This window comes from Rhizorhapis sp. (assembly GCF_035276005.1).
GTDB lineage: Bacteria > Pseudomonadota > Alphaproteobacteria > Sphingomonadales > Sphingomonadaceae > Rhizorhapis.
In genome coordinates this window covers 17,436-34,736 of record NZ_DATEMB010000048.1, presented here as the reverse complement: position 1 = coordinate 34,736, position 17,301 = coordinate 17,436, and the positions used below count along the sequence as shown (strand labels likewise).

Here is a 17,301-nt window from a genome sequence, read left to right as displayed (position 1 = left end):
GAGGCGATAGGCGGGCGAATGGGGGACAATCGCTGGATGGAAGATGCGCCGGGCGAGCGGGCAGGCGGGAACGAGCCGGTGCGGCGGCCGCCTCCCGCCAGCGCGGGCGCGCGGCTTATCGAAGCTGCGCGGCCGTGGGTGGCAAGGGGGGTAGCAAGGGCCATTGCCTTTGCAAGGACCCTTCCCGGGCGGGCAAGCGATCTTGCCGAACGGATCGACATGCCGCGCCGCATGGAACAATCGCGGCACTGGATAGCGGCGCAGGATTTTCCAGCAAAGGCGCGCAAGACCCAGGCGGGCATGGCCGGTCTGAGCCGGAAGCTTGGCTCAAAATCCCGGCAGGGCGCCAGCGCCGCCACGGCGAAGGCAGCGCCGATTCTGTTTGCTGCGGGCCGGAAAAGCCTGGCATTGGCAAGAGCCATCGGGCAAGCTGCTGCCGACCGGTCGGCATGGCTAACAAGGAAGCTTGGCGAGCGGAAGGCAGCGATCAGCGCGGCTGCAGCGGAAAAGGCGGCAGCGCTGCGGGTGCGAGAGGCCGAAGGTGAAGAGGAGGCGCCCGCCCCGGTGCCGTCGGAGCTGATGCGGCTGTTGAAGGAAGAAGGCGTTGCTGTCGATGGCATGGATGTGCGCGAGGCATTGCCCAAACCCGTCCGGTCATTGCCCCTGTCCGCCCAGGGGTCCCTGCCCCTGTTCGCCGATGATCCGCCGCCGTTCGAGACGCCAAGGGTTCAAGTCCAGGAGGATATAGTGCCGACGCCAACGCCGCCACCCGCACCTCCCCCGCCACCCCGGACTGAAGCAGGCGCACCAACCGGGAATATGGCGCAGTCGGCGCCATCCTCCTCCCAAAGGGCAGGGTTGAAGAGCTGGGGATCGGCGCTGTTCACCAGCAGGGCAACGGACCAAGGTCCCCTATACAAGAACAGGAAATTCCAGATGACGATTGGCGCGACCGCCTTTGTTGCAACTGCCGCAGCCGTAGCGCTCATGATGCAAGGCGGGGGCACTTCCTCTCCGGGCAACGCACAGGCGGTGGGCCAGATGGACCGGTCCCAGGTGGAGGGGATCGTCCGCGACTATATCCTCGCGCACCCGGAAATCATTCCGGAAGCCATGGAGCGGTTGCAGTCGAAACGGACGGCCTCGATCGTTGCCCAGCACCGTTCGCAGCTTGAGACACCCTTTGCCGGCGGATGGGAGGGCGCACGCGACGGCGACGTCGTGCTGGTGGAGTTTTTCGACTATGCCTGCGGCTATTGCCGGGCCAGCCTGCCCGATATCGACCGGCTGCTGGCGGAGGACAAGAAGCTGAAGGTCGTCTATCGCGAGCTGCCGATCCTCAGCGAGGAGAGCAATGAGGCTGCCAAGGCGAGCCTTTATGCAGCCAAGCAGGGCCAATATGGCGCTTTTCACCGCGCGCTCTATGCCGCAGGACGTCCTTCAAAGGAAGGCGTCGACGCGGCGGCGAAGAAAGCAGGCTTCGATCCCGCCGCGCTGAAAGCCGCGACCAACGCGCCGGATATCAGCGCGGAAATTGAAAACAACATACGTCTTGCCCAAGCCCTGCAGGCAACGGGCACGCCAACCTGGGTCGTGGGCGATCAGGTCCTGTCCGGCGCGGTCGGCTATGAAGCGCTCAAGGAAGCCATCGCCAGGGCACGGCTGGCACGGCAGTAATCCGCCGCAGCCGGGATTTTGATCGACCCAGGCCAGGCCACGTTCTACACCACTTCCCTCTCGCCAACCTCTCGGAACACAACACCTGCGCAGGGACGACGATGGTCTTGAAGACAACGGCCTTATCAAAAATTCACGCAGAGGCGCCGAGGACGCCGAGGCGTTAATCCGCCTTCGGCCATTCACCCCGTCGTCCCTGCGCGGGCAGGGACCCCGCTGCCTTATCTGCAGTCCCTTTGAAGGGCTTCGATAAGCTCAGCCCGAACGGGAATTTTACCCTCGTTCTCAGCGGGCGATCCCGCCTGCTGCGAGCACTGCCAGCGTTACCAGTTCCGAAGCGCTTGAGCTCATGGTGGCGATCTGGACGGGTTTTTCCATGCCCACCAGCATCGGGCCGATGATCGCATCGCCACCCAGTTCGCGCAGCAGCTTGGCCGAGAGATTGGCCGATTGCAGTCCCGGCATGATCAGCACATTGGCGGGCGCAGACAGGCGGCTGAACGGATATTTCTGCATGACCTTCGGGTTGAGCGCCGCATCGGGAGCCATTTCGCCTTCATATTCGAAACTGGCGCCACGCTCGTCGAGCAGGGCAACCGCATCGCGGATATTGTTGAGCCATTGCCCCGGAGGATTTCCGAAGGTCGAGTAGGAAAGGAAGGCGACGCGCGGTTCATGGCCCATGCGGCGGGCAACCGCTGCCGTGCCTTCAGCGATGTCGGCCAACTCCTCGGCGCTTGGCCGTTCGTGGACAGTGGTGTCGGCCATGAAAACCGTGTGAGACTGGCCCACCAGCACATGGATGCCAAAGGAGGTCTGGCCCTCCCGCGGGTCGAGCACCTTGCGGATTTCCCGCATGGATTGCGAATAGGTGCGGGTCACGCCGGTGATCATCGCGTCCGCTTCGCCAAGCTTCAGCATCAGGGCGCCGAAGATGTTGCGGTCGCGATTGACCATGCGCTCGCAATCCCGGCGAAGGTAACCGCGCCGCTGGAGCCGGTCGTAGAGCATGTCCACCATCGTGGGCACCAGCGGCGAGTTGACGCTGTTGTGCACCTCAAAGCTCTGCGGATCGGCGACGCCCAAGGCCGCGAGACGGTCATAAACATCGTTGCGGCCCACGAGCACGGGGATTCCATAGCCGCCGTCGCGGAACTGAATGGCGGCGCGAAGCACGACCTCTTCCTCTGCTTCGGCGAAAACCACGCGCTTGGGTTCGGCACGTGCGCCGTCATAGGCCAGGGTCAGCACAGATGTGGTGGGGTTGAGGCGGGCTTTGAGGCTTTGACGATAAGCCGTCATGTCCTCGATGCGTTTTTGCGCGACGCCGCTCTCCATCGCCGCCTTGGCGACGGCAACCGGAACCACTTCCATAAGGCGCGGGTCGAACGGCGCGGGAATGATATAATCGGGGCCGAAGCTGTGCGACAGGCCGCCATAGGCAGTCGCCACTTCTTCAGGCACCTGCTGCCTGGCGAGATCCGCAATGGCCTGAGCCGCCGCGATCTTCATCTCCTCGTTGATCGTCGTCGCCCGAACGTCGAGGGCGCCCCGGAAAATGAAGGGGAAACCAAGGACATTGTTCACCTGGTTGGGATAATCCGAGCGGCCCGTCGCAATGATGGCGTCCGGGCGCGCCGCTTTCGCATCAGGCGGAGAGATTTCGGGATCGGGATTGGCCATGGCGAAGATGATGGGCTTTGGCGCCATGTCCTTCACCATGTCGGGCTTGAGCGCCCCCGCGGCGGAAAGACCGAGGAAAATGTCGGCACCCTTGAGCGCCTCATCCAGCGAGCGCGCTTCCGTGCGGGCGGCGTGGGCCGATTTCCACTGGTCCATGCCCTCCGTGCGGCCCTGGTAGATGACGCCCTTGCGGTCGCACATGATGACATTGTCATGACGGACGCCCATTGCCTTAATGAGTTCCGTGCAGGCAATCGCGGCCGCGCCCGCACCGTTGACGACGACCTTCACGTCCTGAAGGTCCCGGCCGGTAAGATAGCATGCGTTGATCACGCCCGCCGCAGTGATGATCGCGGTGCCATGCTGGTCGTCATGGAAGACCGGGATGTTCATCCGCTCGCGAAGCGTCTGTTCGATCACGAAGCATTCAGGCGCCTTGATGTCCTCCAGATTGATGCCCCCAAAGCTGGGTTCGAGCAGTTCGACGGCATTTATGAAGGCGTCGACATCCTCCGTCTTCAGCTCAAGGTCGATGGAATCGACATCGGCGAAGCGCTTGAAGAGCACCGCCTTGCCCTCCATCACTGGCTTTGATGCCAGCGCGCCAAGATTGCCGAGGCCCAGAATGGCCGTGCCGTTGGAGATCACCGCGACCAGATTGCCCTTGGCGGTATAGTCATAGGCGGTGCTGGGGTCGTCCGCTATGGCGCGGACAGGAACGGCGACGCCGGGGGAATAAGCAAGGCTCAGGTCGCGCTGCGTCGCCATCGGCTTGGACGCCACAATCTCGATCTTTCCCGGCCGCCCATGTGAGTGGAACAACAGCGCCTCGCGCTCGGAAAATTCGACATTGGCCTTGTCGCTCATTCGGGGGATCCTTGGTTCTCTGTCTGCGGATGAAAGCTCATTTGCCGTAAGATCGAAACGGGCCGAGGACAAGCCGTTTGGCAGAATTGCTTGGCTCTTTTTTATCGATGGAAGCTCGGCTATCGCATGGGGCACGATGAACAAAGCCACCCATCCCGTCAGCGACGGAACGCCCCCCGCGAACATGACTCCGATGATGGCGCAATATTTTGAGTTGAAGGCAGAGGCGGGGGATTGCCTGCTCTTCTACCGGATGGGCGACTTTTTCGAGCTATTCTTCGAGGATGCAAGGGCCGCGGCGGCGACGCTCGACATCGCGCTCACCTCTCGCGGCGAGCATGGCGGGCAGCCCGTGCCCATGTGCGGCGTTCCGGTGCATGCGGCGGAAAATTATCTGGCACGCCTCATCCGGGCGGGACATCGCGTAGCCATTGCCGAGCAGACCGAAACCCCCGCGCAGGCAAAGGCGCGGGGCAGCAAGGCGCTGGTCGGGCGCGCGATCGTCCGCTTCGTGACGGCTGGCACGCTGACCGAGGACAGCCTGCTGGATTCGCGCAGCGACAATATGCTGGTGGCGATCGGCGGAGCGGGAGGAGCGCTGGCGCTCGCGGCAGCGGACATCTCCACCGGCCGGTTTGAAACGCTTTGCGTGCCGGAAGACGCCTTGCAGGCGGAGCTTGCGCGCCTCAGGGCTTCGGAAATCGTGGTGGCGGACGATCTGGAACTCGACGTTGCCGAGGCGCATGATTTTGCCCGTGCCGCCTTTGACAGCGTCAGGGCGGAAGCGCGGCTAACGAAAACATTCGGTGTCGCAACGCTGGATGGTTTCGGACAGTTTTCCCGCGCCGAGCTCGCCGCGATGGGCGGGCTGATCGCCTATCTCGACCATGCCGGCAAGGGGAAGCTGCCCTTTCTGCAGCCGCCGGTGCAGCGCCATCAGGGCATGCACCTGATGATCGACGCGGCGACGCGGGAAAGCCTGGAAATCACCCAAACCATGTCGGGCGTGCGGGCGGGAAGCCTGCTGGGTACGATCGACCGGACGGTGACTGGAGCGGGCGCTCGCCTGCTGGGCGCAGATATTTCTGCCCCTTTGATGGACCGGCAGGCCATCGAACAGCGGCTGGCGCTGGTGCAATGGTTCCATGACGACAGCACCATGCGCAACCATGCGCGGGGCGCTTTGAAGGCGCTGCCGGACATCGGCAGGGCGCTGGGCCGCATCGCCATCGACCGGGGAAGCCCGCGCGATCTGGGGCAGCTCCGCGATGGCCTTAATGAAGCGCGCCTGCTGCGCGAACGGCTGGGGCGCCTGGCGGATGTGCCGCAGCTTTTGGCTGCGTTGCTGCCGGAACTGGATGGGCATGGAGCGCTGGTCGATCTGCTGACGCGGGCGCTGGTGCCAAGCCCGCCCACTGAAACAGGGCAGGGCGGCTATATCGCCGACGGCTATGATGCGGCACTCGACGATCTGCGCCGCATGGCAGGCGATGGGCGGCGGGCAATCGCCGCGCTGGAGGCCAAATACCGCACCCAGACCGGCATTGCGTCCCTCAAGATCCGCCACAATGCCGTGCTTGGCTATCATGTCGAGGTGCCCGCGCGGCATGGTGATGCGCTGATGGCGGAGGGAAGCGGATTTACTCACCGCCAGACGCTGGCCGGCGCCGTCCGCTTCAACTCCCCCGACCTTCATGAGGAGGCGATGCGGGTCGCGCAGGCGGGCGCGCATGCCCTGGCCGCCGAAGCGGCGCATCTGGAGGAACTCATAGAGGCAGTGCTGGCGCGCACGACCGGGATTTCGCGTGCCGCCGATGCGCTTGCGCGGATCGACGTCAGCGCCGCGCTCGCCGAACGGGCGGCGGAGGGCGGCTGGTGCCGGCCCCATTTTGAGGAAGGACTTTGCCTCGACATTCAGGGCGGAAGGCATCCGGTCGTGGAAGCCGCTCTTGCAAAGGATGGCGCACCCTTTGTGGCCAATGACTGCTGCCTGGAGGAAAAGAGCCGTCTCTGGCTGGTGACGGGTCCCAATATGGGCGGCAAGTCCACCTTCCTGCGGCAGAATGCGCTGATCGTCATTCTGGCGCAAGCGGGGAGCTTCGTGCCCGCCTCTTCCGCCCGATTGAGTCTGGTGGACCGTCTTTTCAGCCGCGTTGGCGCTTCCGACAATCTGGCGCGCGGGCGGTCGACCTTCATGGTGGAAATGGTCGAAACCGCCGCCATCCTGTCACAGGCCACCGAGCATAGTTTCGTGATCCTGGACGAGGTGGGGCGAGGCACGTCGACCTATGACGGCCTTGCGCTCGCCTGGGCGGTCGTGGAGGCAGTGCATGAAGTCAACCGCTGCCGCTGCCTGTTTGCGACGCACTATCATGAGCTGACGCGCCTTGCCGAAAAACTCGACGCCCTCTCGCTCCACCATGTCCGCGCGCGGGAATGGAAGGGCGACCTTGTCCTGTTGCATGAAGTGGCGGAGGGCCCCGCCGACCGGAGCTATGGCCTCGCCGTGGCGCGGCTTGCGGGTTTGCCGCAAAGCGTGCTGGCACGCGCCAAGGACGTGCTCGCGCGGCTTGAGGAGGGCAAGGCGAAGACAGGCGGGATCGCGGCGGGGCTCGACGACCTGCCGCTGTTCGCGGCGGTGGCCGAGCGGAAGGAAAGCAGGAAGGATGGCTTGCGCGAGGCTTTGGGCGCGATCGACGCAGACGCGCTGTCGCCTCGCGATGCGCTGGACCTCATATACCGGCTGAAGCAACTGGCGGAGGCGGATGGGAGTGACTAGATATCAAAGGACCCATTGATTACGCGCTGGAAATAATATCAAGTCCGCTCGGGCTGAGCCTGTCGAAGCCCGGTTCTTTCAAGAGAAAAGCCTTTCGGTACGCCCAGCGAACGGCACGTCAGGAAACAGCATAGCTTCAACCGGCCACATTCACCGACAGGAACAGCGAACCACCCATGGCAACCCACTCCGACAGCATAACGGGCCGGCGCGCCATCATCGACCGCCGGACAATTGCCGACGACCTGGCCGCGATCGCCGGCGAGCATCAGGGCGACAGCATGAAGCTGCGCCAGGCAATCGTCGTGCGCCTGAGAGACACGCTCGCCACCGGCCGCGCCGAAGTTGCCCGGCGCTTGTCGATCCACCCCTCGCGCGGCCGTGAAGCCGCAGCGGCCCAGGCTTTCCTGATCGACCAGCTCATCCGCCTGCTTTACGATGCGACGGTCCTTCATCTCTATCCCAACAGCAACCCGACCGCTGCCGAGAGGATCGCGGTGATGGCGGTAGGCGGCTATGGCCGGGGAGAAATGGCGCCGCACAGCGATGTCGATATCGCCTTCATAACCCCCTACAAGCCCACTGGATGGACCGAGCAGGTCATCGAATCCATGCTCTATTCGCTCTGGGACCTGCGCCTGAAGGTCGGCCACTCCAGCCGTTCGGTCGACGAGTCCATACGCATGGCGAAGGAGGACCTCACGATCCGCACCGCGCTGCTCGAAGGGCGCTATATCTGGGGCGACCAGCAACTCTATGGCGAGGCCGCAGCGCGCTTCGACAAGGAAGTGGTGAAGGACACGGCCCGCAGCTTCATCGCCGAAAAGCTCGCCGAAAGGGACGAGCGGCACAAGCGGATGGGTGACAGCCGCTATCTAGTGGAACCCAATGTGAAGGAGGGCAAGGGCGGCCTTCGCGACCTGCACACGCTCTTCTGGATCGGCAAATATGTGCACCGCGTGCGGTCCGTTGCCGATCTGGTGGAGGCAGGGCTGCTGACGCCCAAGGAATTGCGCCAGTTCCAGCGTGCGGAAAATTTCCTCTGGGCCGTCCGCTGCCATTTGCACAGCATCACTGGCCGGGCGGAGGACCGGCTGACCTTCGATCTTCAAAAGGAAATCGCCACCCGCATGCGCTTTGCCGAGCGGCAAGGGAAGTCCGCCGTAGAGCGTTTCATGCAATATTATTTCTTGAACGCGAAGATGGTCGGTGACCTGACTGGTGTGTTCCTGGCGCATCTCGATGACGCCTTCGCGGCGCGCGGGCGGCGCTTCCTGCCCAGCATCACCCGGCGTCCCAAGAAACTTAACGGATTCAAGCTCGACCGGGGACGGCTTGCCCTGCCCTATGACGCGTTTTTCGCCGAAGACCCGGTAAGGATGATCGAGATCTTCGCGCTTGCCGACCGGCATGATCTGGAGGTCCATCCGCTCGCCATGCGGGCGGCAGGGCGCGATGCCAATTTGATCGACAATCGCATCCGTCGCGATTCGCGCGCCAACGCCCTCTTCATGGAGGTGCTGACCTCGCCCCGGAACCCTGAAAAGGTTTTGCGCTGGATGAACGAGGTTACGATCTTCGGCCGCTTCATTCCCGACTTCGGCCGTGTCGTGGCGCAGATGCAGTTCGACATGTACCACCACTATACGGTCGACGAACATACGATCCGCGCCGTTGGTCTGCTCTCGCAGATCGAGAGCGGAGCGTTTCGGGAGGATCATCCGTTATCGACGGCCATCATGCAGAAGCTCGTTTCGCGCCGCGTGGTTTATGTCGCGGTGCTGCTGCATGACATCGCCAAGGGCCGGGGCGGCGATCACAGTGTCATGGGCGCGGACATAGCGCTTGAACTGTGCCCCCGGCTGGGCCTTACGCAGGCGGAGACGGACACCGTATCCTGGCTGGTGCGCTATCACCTGCTGATGTCGGCGACCGCCTTCAAGCGCGACTTGTCGGACTTCAAGACGATCCTGGACTTTACCGACATCGTGCAAAGCCCGGAGCGTCTTCGCCTGCTGCTGGTGCTGACGGTGGTGGACATCCGCGCTGTGGGGCCCGGCGTCTGGAATAGCTGGAAGCGCCAGCTACTCTCGGACCTTTATGAACTGGCGGAGGAGGTGCTTCGCCTCGGCCACAAGCAAAAGGGGCGCAAGGAACGCATCGACGCAAAGCAGCACCGCCTGCAGGAGGCGCTCGGCCTGGCCCAGAAGGAGTTTGCCGCCCTTCGCAAGCGCTTCCCGGAATCCTACTGGATCGCAGAACCGCACGACATATTGGTGCAGAATGCGCAGCACATCCTGAGCGCCGGAAAGAAGCCGCTCTCCATTGCAGCGGAAGTCTACCCCGACAGGGGCGCAACGCTGGTGACCGTCTATGCGTCGGACCATCCGGGCCTCTTCTACCGTGTTGCGGGCGCCATTCACCTGGCCGGCGGAAACATCATCGATGCGCGCATCCATACGATGCGCGATGGCATGGCCATTGACAATTTCCTGGTCCAGGACCCGTTCGGCGGGCCGTTCGACCGTTCGGACCAGCTTGCCCGGCTCAAGACAGCCATTGAGGAAGCGCTTGCAAACCGCCACAAGCTCACCACGAGACTGGAAGCAAAGCCGCTGTCCCGCACGAGGGCGGAGGCTTTCCATATTGTTCCCAATGTCCTTATCGACAACAAGGCGTCCAACCGCTTCACCGTCGTCGAGGTGAATGCCCGCGACCGCCCGGCGCTGCTCTACAGCCTCGCCTACGCCCTGTTCCAGTCGAAGGTCACGATTCATTCGGCCCATGTCGCCACCTATGGCGAGCGGGCGGTCGACACTTTCTACATCACCGACCTGCTCGGCGGTAAGCTGGAGAGCAAGCAGCGGATCGCGACGCTGGAAAAGCGGCTGCTGGAAGCCGCAGGAGCGGTGGTAGAGGAACGTGTGCCGGAAATGGCGTAAACTTCTTCCCCTCCCGTTTACGGGAGGGGTGATTTCTCAACGCCGCTCCGAAAACAGGCCGCGCACCAAGGGCTGCATCCTGGCGTCGAACTTTGCCAGCGTCACATGGTTATCGGCGGTCTCGAAATGCGTGACCAGGTCCCGCCCATTCCACCAGTGAAAGGCAAAGCCCGGAGGATCGGCCACGATCATTGCCCTGCCATCGGGCGCGTCGGGATCTATCGGACGCAGATCCAGCGCCAATTGGGGAGCCGTTGATGGGCAGACGGCCAAGGTCGTGCCGCTCCATTGGGTGACCATTGGCCGATGCAGATGGCCGCACAGGACAGCCCTCACCTGACCCCGTCCCGCCAGCGCCGAAGCCACGCGGCGGACCCAAGGCTCTTCGGGATGGATATCCATCCATTGAATGCCGGCTTCAAAGGGCGGATGGTGCATCACCAGGATGACGGGCTTTTCCACCTGCTCATCGAGCCGTTCGGTCAGCCAGCGGGCGCGGGTGTCGCAGAAGGCGCCGCCATGCCGTCCTTCCTCCAGCGTGTCGAGCACGATCAGCCGCAGTGGCCCCAGATCGACCTCATATTGGGCGAAGCCATCGGCAGTGGGAATTTCGGGAAACTGCTGGAGGAAATTTGTGCGGTCGTCATGATTGCCCAGGCAAGGCCAGACCGGGAAGGGGCAAATGCCGAGCGCTTCCTTGAGCTGCCGGTAGCTTTCGGGATCGCCCTTGTCCGCCAGATCGCCGGTCGCCAGCAACAGGTCGGGACGATTGGGACCCTGGCACAGGACATTGAGGACCTGGTCCAGCCTTTGCCGGTTGAGCTCGCCCGGATTATCCGGATCGAACCCCAGATGGACGTCGGTGATCTGAGCGATCAGCAATGCAACCCCCTGTCATTTCTCGCGGCCCTGCACGTCCGGCGGCGCAGAATTCATTGCCGTCCTGGATGCCGTGACTCGCCGCCTTGTCACCCAAGGTGCGCGCTCATCGGCATGATAGCTGTGACATAGAGCACAGCCCGAAGGAATATCCGCCTTTGCTTCCGGCCCGCCATGACAGGTGCGGCAGGTCGCAATGCCGGGCAGCATCACATCGTTCGAACGCATGGACTTGCCCGCGGCATGACAGCTTTCGCACCTTTCCGTCCTGTGCGCGTCATGGTCGAACCAGCCCTTCTGCATATAACGCATCGTCTGGTGTACCGGCAGCACCCGCCAAGCATCGGATCCCGCGACAGCAGGCGGGGAAACGACATGGCAGTCATAGCAGGCCCCGCCCTTTGAAAAGACAGCGCGGATCGCCTGGTCCGCGCCCGATGGCCGCGCAGCCGCCGCGCCGAAATAGGCATGATACATCCGCCCCTGCGCATATTGCCCCGGCCGCCGCCGCGCCATGCCGCCAAGGCTCACCGGCCTCGCCGGACCTGTGGAGCGGTAATAGGCGCGCAGGTCAGCGATCACCTGTTCGGGCTCGCCATGGCGGAGCGTCCGCACGGTGCCGCCAATCTCCTCAAAGGCGAGGCTGTGGCACATGGCGCAGTCCTTCTCCATGTTTACCGGCTCAAAACGGGTGCCATCGGCGGTCGGCGTGTGGCAGTCGTTGCAGGCAAGGGCGTCGCCAAAGCCCTGCTGGCGCTTCATCGTCTGGGCCATGCGCGCGACGCCCCCGCCGCGTGAAAGGTGAAGGGCGTGCGGGAATTTAAGGCCGCTCTCCTCGGTCGGGTTCCTCGCCAGCGAAATACGGCCGAACCGCGGCTGAGCGCCCGGCACGATCATGATCGCCGGGCGGAATTCGGGATGGGCCGTTCCGAAATCGGTGGCGTCCTCGATCTTTGCATCGGTCAGGCGCCCGGCAAGGCCGTCATGGCAATTGGTGCAGAATTTGTCGGCAGTGGGCTGCATCGGCCCCGCGCCCTCATGTTCGCTGTGGCAATCGACGCAGCGCCCCTCCGGCCGGTTGAAGGCATGGGCGACATTGGTCAGCAATTGCCCGCCAAGCCCCTGATGCCCCTTGGCGGCGAGCAGCCGGGCCGGTTCAGCATGATCGTGCACATCCTTGTGGCAAGCGATACAGGCGCTGTCGCGCACCGCGACGAAAGACTTTGTGTGACAGGCCTGGCAATCCCCCTCCAGCGATGTGTGCGCCAGCGACAGGGGACCGCTCGACCAGCTCTGATCCGCATGGAAGCGGTTCGGGCGCTGCTTGACGTCCTTGTAGCTGGCATAGGTCCAGATAGGCACGGCCAGAAAGGCGATCAGCACGAGGACGGCAAAGCCCCAGGCGCTCAACCGTTTGCCGGGCAGCTTGCCGCGCAGTGAAAAGGCCTTGGCTTCGTCCTTTTCCTCCGACGCATCGGACAGCGCCTCGACCCGCTCGACGGCAATGGTGACCTTGCCCCCTTCCTGTCCGACAGTGAGCCGGTGGCCGCCAAAGCGCAGTTCGGCGCCCTTTGCCGTGTCGATGTCGGCGCGCTCGGCGGACCGGCCGTCCAGATCGAAAGGAAGCCCGCCGGTCGCCATGACGGCGATCCGGCGACCATCCCTGATCTCGATCCGCGCATGCCGGGGCGCGACGGCAAGGTCGGGCAGGTGGATGTCATTTTCCGCGGCCCGGCCCACGGTGATGCCGCCGCTCGCGATCTCCGCCGGCCGCACGATCTGGCGCCCGTCCGCAGTGTAAGAAATATTCCTGATGAGGAAGGTCATTCTATGGCCTCACCAGTAAAAGAAAACGCTGATAATATGGGCGGATAGCGCGGCAATCAGCGCGAAGGTCGCCGGCACATGGACATAGAGCCACACTTCCAGCAAGGCGCGGAGCTGCAGATGCCGCCGCAGCCGCGCAAGCATCGCCTCCTTGCGTTCCAAGAGCGCGTCGACCCGTTCCAGCGGATCATTGCCTGTGTCGGGCCGATCGCCCGTCAGCAGCCGGATACCACCCTGGGCGCGGCGGGTGGCGCAATGGGGATAGTTTCCCGACAGGCGCCGCATGATCCCACCGCCGAAGGGATCCTCATCAAGGGCCGCCTGCACAAGCTCCGCCTGCGCATGAGGCAAGGGCTGAGCGGCGTCGTGAAGCTGCCGGTCGATGGCGCGGATCGCATCCAGCATCTGCGTCTGCGTCATTTCCTCGCGGTTGCTGCTGAGCGCGGCTGGCAGGGTCGCATAGACGAAGATGCCGAAGATGCCGGACAGGATCACCAGCATCATCAGCGCATAGGCAAGGGTGTGGACGTTCCAGCCAAATTGGAATCCGGCATGCAGCGTGCCAATGACGACAAGGCTGAGACCTAGATAGACATGGGCCGAGGTCCAGCCCTTCAATGACCAGCGGCCCGGTGTCATAGCGCGCTTGCGGACGCCCAATATGGTCAGCCAGAGGATCAGCAGCGCGCCGATGGTGCCCAGCGTATAGCCATACCAGCTCCCGCCATTATGGCGCGGCTCCACATCGACGAGGGCATAGCCAAGGACGGCAACAGCGCTGATCGCTGCAGCGATCTTCAGCCAACGGAAGTTACGGTGGCGCAGGAAGCTGTCATGCAGCGTCTCGCCCTTGGCGCGGCGGGGTGAAGCGCGGGTGGCCATCAGAGGATTGTCTCTTCCTTCAGAAGATCGTCACCCTCGCGAAGGCGGGGATCCATCTCCGGCCCCGAAGCCGCGATCGGGGGCTTGGAGTCCCGCCTTCGCGGGAATGACGAAAATGGCTTTCCGATACTGGAGCATCCCATCACGCCTGTTCCCTTTCAAGCCGGGAGACGCTCAGAAAATCCTCAGGCGACACCCGGATCGCAGCTCCGGTGGGACAGGCGCGGACGCAGGCAGGGCCACCCTCTATGCCCGAACACATGTCGCATTTGATCGCCTTTTTCGGCGGCTCCATTCCGGGCACTTTGTTGGCATAGCGCCATTTTTTCGACGGTTCCCCCGGCCCAGGCCCCAGCCCCAGGAAAAGCCAACTGAGCAGCCCCGGCTTTGGCGGCGGCACGCTGTCCATGCGGATCACGCCATAAGGGCAGTTGCGCTGGCAATTGCCGCAGCCGATGCAGGTCTCGTCGATGAAAACCTCTCCATCGGGCCCGCGGTGAATGGCGTCGGGCGGACAGTCGGCCATGCAATGCGGATGCTCGCAATGGCGGCAGCTTGTGGGGACATGCAGATGGGCATAGGTGCGCCCGGCTTCCCGGTCGAGGCGGGACAGGCCATCATGACTGTCGGCGCACGCCTTTTCGCAATTATCGCAGCCGACGCAGAGATTCTCGTCGATGAGGAGAACGTCGGTCGCCTCGCCAATGCCGTTGTCGACCAGGAATTTGGCCGTGGCGGAGTACATGTCGACCACGCCCGAAAAGCTGTCCTTGCGGCTTTCGACAAAGGCATTGATGTCCTGCCGCGCCGCCATGTCGCGGCGGGCACGTTCCAGCAGGGCGGGCTTCTTTTCCATCAGGCGGCGAAAGGCCGCGCCCTGCAGCTTGATGACTTCGGACTTGATCGCGGCCTTCACCGTCGCGCTGCGCTTGCCGCCCGCGATCAGCGCCATCTCCCCCACATAGGAGCCAGCGGGGAGATAGGAGAGGAAGACGGGCTTTCCGCCGACATTCTTCTCCACGACCATGGAGCCCTGGCGGATGACGAAAATGTCGTCCCCCTCCTCGCCCTCAGTGATGATCGGCTGGCCTGCGCGAACGGACAGGATCTCGGAGCTGTCCAGCACCTCCTGCACATCCGCCGAGGCAAGGCCAGCGCCGAACATCTGGAGCAATTGCCGCTCCGTGGAAATGCGCGTCACCGCCCGCTTGGCAGCCGGCACCGAAGCCATGAGTTTCAAGGCAGCCGTGCGCGACACCTCAACCAGCAAACATTCCCCGGCGGCGCGCACCGTTGCGCCCCGGCGGCGGCCGGAGATAAGCCCGACCTCGCCGAATATCGAACCTGTTTCGATGGGAACGGTGATGCTGGGATCGTCCTTGTTCACCTCCACCAGCACCGATCCGTCGGCAATGCCGAAGAGCGAGGATCCGGCATCCAGCCGCTCGAATACGACCTCACCCCCCTCATAGGAGCGGACCTCCGAATCCAGCATGAACTCGCGCATCTGAAGCGGCGAAAGCTCGTTCAATATGCTCACATTGGCGCGGAGATATTCCAGCCATTGCTCGACGCTCCGCCGCTGCGGCAGCCGGGCGAACTTGGCCTCCAATATCGGTTCGTCGGCGGGCTTGAGTGATCTGTTGCCATTGATGAACTCGACGACATCATAGCCCTGGTTCATGCAGTGCTTGATGAGCGGATAGCCCGCAAGCGCACCGATGACGAATATCCCCGGCTCCGTCGTTTCGAACACCGGCGACAATTTGGGGAAAGCCTCCCGGTCGGCGCTGGTGAATTCGATGCCGCAGCTTTCGACAAAGGCGCGCGGTGCGGCAGAGCCCATGCGGGCAATCACCCGGTCGCAGCGAATGCTCTCCTGTCCGTCGCGCGTGTCCAGCACCAGCTCGCCGGGCCGCACCTCGGCTGGCGAGGTTTCCGTCCGCACCATGACGCGGCCATTGTCCCGCGCTTCCATCAACAGCTTGACGTTCGCGCTCTTGGCGCGGGCGAAGTCGGCACCGCGATTGAGAATGGTGACGATATTGCGCTGCGCCGGATCGGCGGCGAGGCCCAGCGCGTTCTCAATCCCTGCGTCGCCCGAGCCAATGACGGTGATGTGCTCGTCAATATATTCGCCCGGATCGTCGAGCTGATATTGCACATGCGGCAGGCCGCCGCCGGGGCAGCGGAGCAGGTTCGGATTGCCCTGCGTCCCGATCGCCAGGACGACCGTTTCCGCCTCTATGACCTGCCCTGCGGTGGTGGTGAGCGTGAAAGCGCCCTTCTGGCCCGCAATGCCCTTCACTTCGGCATTATAGGCGACATTGATCTTCTGCGCCGCCGCCTGATCGTTCCAGGTGCCAAGCACCGCTTCCCGCTTGCCCGCCTCGAAATCAAGATCGGAGCGAAGGACAAGCTGGCTTGGCGTCGCCATGACATGCTTGCCCTTTTGATATTTGTAGATGGTGTCGGAAAGATGATCGGTCTTTTCCAGCAGGATGTGGGACAGTCCGAGCTGCGCCGCCCGTCCTGCGGCGCTCAGCCCGGCCGGTCCGGAGCCGATAATGGCGATCCTGTACCGCTGACTCACATACCCCCCTTGTGCCAGCGCGTGTCCCGCCGGCTGGCTGTTGCCTAAATCACATGCTGGCCCTAGGGGCAATCTATCATTTCAAAAGCTTGAGGCTAGTCAGATCACGCGCAGCGGAAGGCATCGGCAGGTGGGCACTCGAAAATTGGCGCGGTTCATGTTGGCCGGAGCGGCTGTGATCGCCGCCGGCTCAATCGGCTATAGCCTCACCAGGGAGAAAGCCCCTGCTCCCGAAGAGCGGGCGGCAGACACCAGCCCCGACCGGCCGCGCGACATCGCCGGCCTTGAAAGCTGGCTCAAGGACAATTCCACGGACGTCGAAAGCTGGCAGGCGCTCGGCTGGGCCTATTTCGATGCGGGGCGCTATGAAGATGCCGTGCGCGCCTATCGCCGCGCGACCGCTCTGGCCCCCGCACAGGCTGTGCTCTGGTCCTCGCTCGGTGAAGCGATCGTCATGGCGAGCGAACATGACCCTATGCCGCCCGATGCCGTGAAGACCTTTGAAACGGCGATCGCGAGGGACAAGGCCGATCCCAGGGCCCGCTATTTCCTTGCGGTCCGAAAGGATTTGCAGGGGGATCATCAGGGTGCGATCGATGAGTGGTTTGCGTTGCTCGCGGATACGCCGCCCGGTGCGCCCTGGGAGGCAGACCTGCGGCGCACCATCTCTCAGGTGGGCAGGATCCACAAGATCGCGGTCGAAGAGCGGCTGGCGTCCACGCAGCCCGCCGCTCACCCCGCCTCCATCGCCACCGCCGCCATTCCGGGACCCACGCGCGAACAGATGCAGGCCGCATCCTCCCTGCCGCCGTCGCAGCAGCAGGATATGGTGCGCGGAATGGTCGAGGGGCTTGAAGACAAGCTGAAGGCCGACCCCGCCGATGTGAATGGCTGGATCATGCTGATGCGCAGCCGGATGACCTTGGGCGAAACCGCCAAGGCAAGCGCCGCCTATAAGAGCGCGGTCGCGGCCAATCCGTCGCAGTCCGTCCGCCTCAAGGATGCAGGCCGGACCTTGGGGATACCGGGGGCGTAACTGCCGCTTTTTACCATCTCTATCATGACAATCATCCGATACTGAACACGAAGGCAGGGGCGACGCCTTCTGGAAGCCCGGGCGGCCAGGATTGCCCGCGGCCAAACAAAAAAAGGGCGGCCCCAACGGAGCCGCC

The 17,301-nt window shown here is 63.6% G+C and carries 9 protein-coding genes; 4 read left to right on the top strand and 5 right to left on the bottom strand.

Going from position 1 to position 17,301, the window contains the following annotated elements; genetic code table 11:
• The first annotated feature begins 936 nt into the window (after window positions 1-936).
• Window positions 937-1,677, top strand: a complete 741-nt coding sequence (locus VJS46_RS10690) for a DsbA family protein (protein ID WP_414708003.1) — start codon at window positions 937-939, stop codon at window positions 1,675-1,677.
• Window positions 1,678-1,962: 285 nt separating this feature from the next.
• Here the strand turns inward: VJS46_RS10690 and VJS46_RS10685 are convergent, their stop codons facing one another.
• Window positions 1,963-4,227, bottom strand: coding sequence for an NADP-dependent malic enzyme (locus VJS46_RS10685; protein ID WP_324060026.1), 2,265 nt, complete (start codon window positions 4,225-4,227; stop codon window positions 1,963-1,965).
• A 136-nt stretch (window positions 4,228-4,363) separates the two neighbouring features.
• On the opposite strand from VJS46_RS10685, the gene mutS reads away from it, so the two are divergent.
• Window positions 4,364-7,006 carry a DNA mismatch repair protein MutS gene (gene mutS / locus VJS46_RS10680; protein ID WP_324060025.1) on the top strand — a complete coding sequence of 881 codons (2,643 nt, stop codon included), beginning with the start codon at window positions 4,364-4,366 and terminating at the stop codon, window positions 7,004-7,006.
• Between the two features lie 176 nt (window positions 7,007-7,182).
• Window positions 7,183-9,948 (top strand): [protein-PII] uridylyltransferase, encoded by a 2,766-nt coding sequence (locus tag VJS46_RS10675; RefSeq protein ID WP_324060024.1) that lies wholly within the window; start codon window positions 7,183-7,185, stop codon window positions 9,946-9,948.
• A gap of 36 nt (window positions 9,949-9,984) precedes the next feature.
• Here VJS46_RS10675 and VJS46_RS10670 read toward each other — a convergent pair whose 3' ends face one another.
• From VJS46_RS10670 to VJS46_RS10655, 4 genes are all read right to left on the bottom strand, one after another.
• The gene (locus VJS46_RS10670) at window positions 9,985-10,830 is read right to left on the bottom strand and encodes a phosphodiesterase (RefSeq protein WP_324060023.1); all 846 of its coding nucleotides are present in this window, start codon (window positions 10,828-10,830) and stop codon (window positions 9,985-9,987) included.
• A 12-nt stretch (window positions 10,831-10,842) separates the two neighbouring features.
• Complete coding sequence (locus VJS46_RS10665) at window positions 10,843-12,654, bottom strand: cytochrome c3 family protein (RefSeq protein WP_324060021.1); 1,812 nt, start codon at window positions 12,652-12,654, stop codon at window positions 10,843-10,845.
• Window positions 12,655-12,663: 9 nt separating this feature from the next.
• Window positions 12,664-13,536 (bottom strand): hypothetical protein, encoded by an 873-nt coding sequence (locus tag VJS46_RS10660; RefSeq protein WP_324060020.1) that lies wholly within the window; start codon window positions 13,534-13,536, stop codon window positions 12,664-12,666.
• A gap of 142 nt (window positions 13,537-13,678) precedes the next feature.
• Window positions 13,679-16,129 carry a cyclic nucleotide-binding domain-containing protein gene (locus VJS46_RS10655; RefSeq protein ID WP_324060019.1) on the bottom strand — a complete coding sequence of 817 codons (2,451 nt, stop codon included), beginning with the start codon at window positions 16,127-16,129 and terminating at the stop codon, window positions 13,679-13,681.
• 157 nt (window positions 16,130-16,286) lie between these two features.
• On the opposite strand from VJS46_RS10655, the gene VJS46_RS10650 reads away from it, so the two are divergent.
• Window positions 16,287-17,165 (top strand): tetratricopeptide repeat protein, encoded by an 879-nt coding sequence (locus VJS46_RS10650; RefSeq protein WP_324060018.1) that lies wholly within the window; start codon window positions 16,287-16,289, stop codon window positions 17,163-17,165.
• Window positions 17,166-17,301: the final 136 nt, after the last annotated feature.

What these genes read in the sequence shown, in the direction of transcription:
- mutS (WP_324060025.1), top strand. Translation starts at nt 4,364, where the DNA reads ATGAACAAAGCCACCCATCCCGTCAGCGACGGAACGCCCCCCGCGAAC.
- VJS46_RS10690 (WP_414708003.1), top strand. Translation starts at nt 937, where the DNA reads ATGACGATTGGCGCGACCGCCTTTGTTGCAACTGCCGCAGCCGTAGCG.
- VJS46_RS10650 (WP_324060018.1), top strand. Translation starts at nt 16,287, where the DNA reads ATGTTGGCCGGAGCGGCTGTGATCGCCGCCGGCTCAATCGGCTATAGC.
- VJS46_RS10665 (WP_324060021.1), bottom strand. Translation starts at nt 12,654, where the DNA reads ATGACCTTCCTCATCAGGAATATTTCTTACACTGCGGACGGGCGCCAG.
- VJS46_RS10675 (WP_324060024.1), top strand. Translation starts at nt 7,183, where the DNA reads ATGGCAACCCACTCCGACAGCATAACGGGCCGGCGCGCCATCATCGAC.
- VJS46_RS10660 (WP_324060020.1), bottom strand. Translation starts at nt 13,536, where the DNA reads ATGGCCACCCGCGCTTCACCCCGCCGCGCCAAGGGCGAGACGCTGCAT.
- VJS46_RS10685 (WP_324060026.1), bottom strand. Translation starts at nt 4,227, where the DNA reads ATGAGCGACAAGGCCAATGTCGAATTTTCCGAGCGCGAGGCGCTGTTG.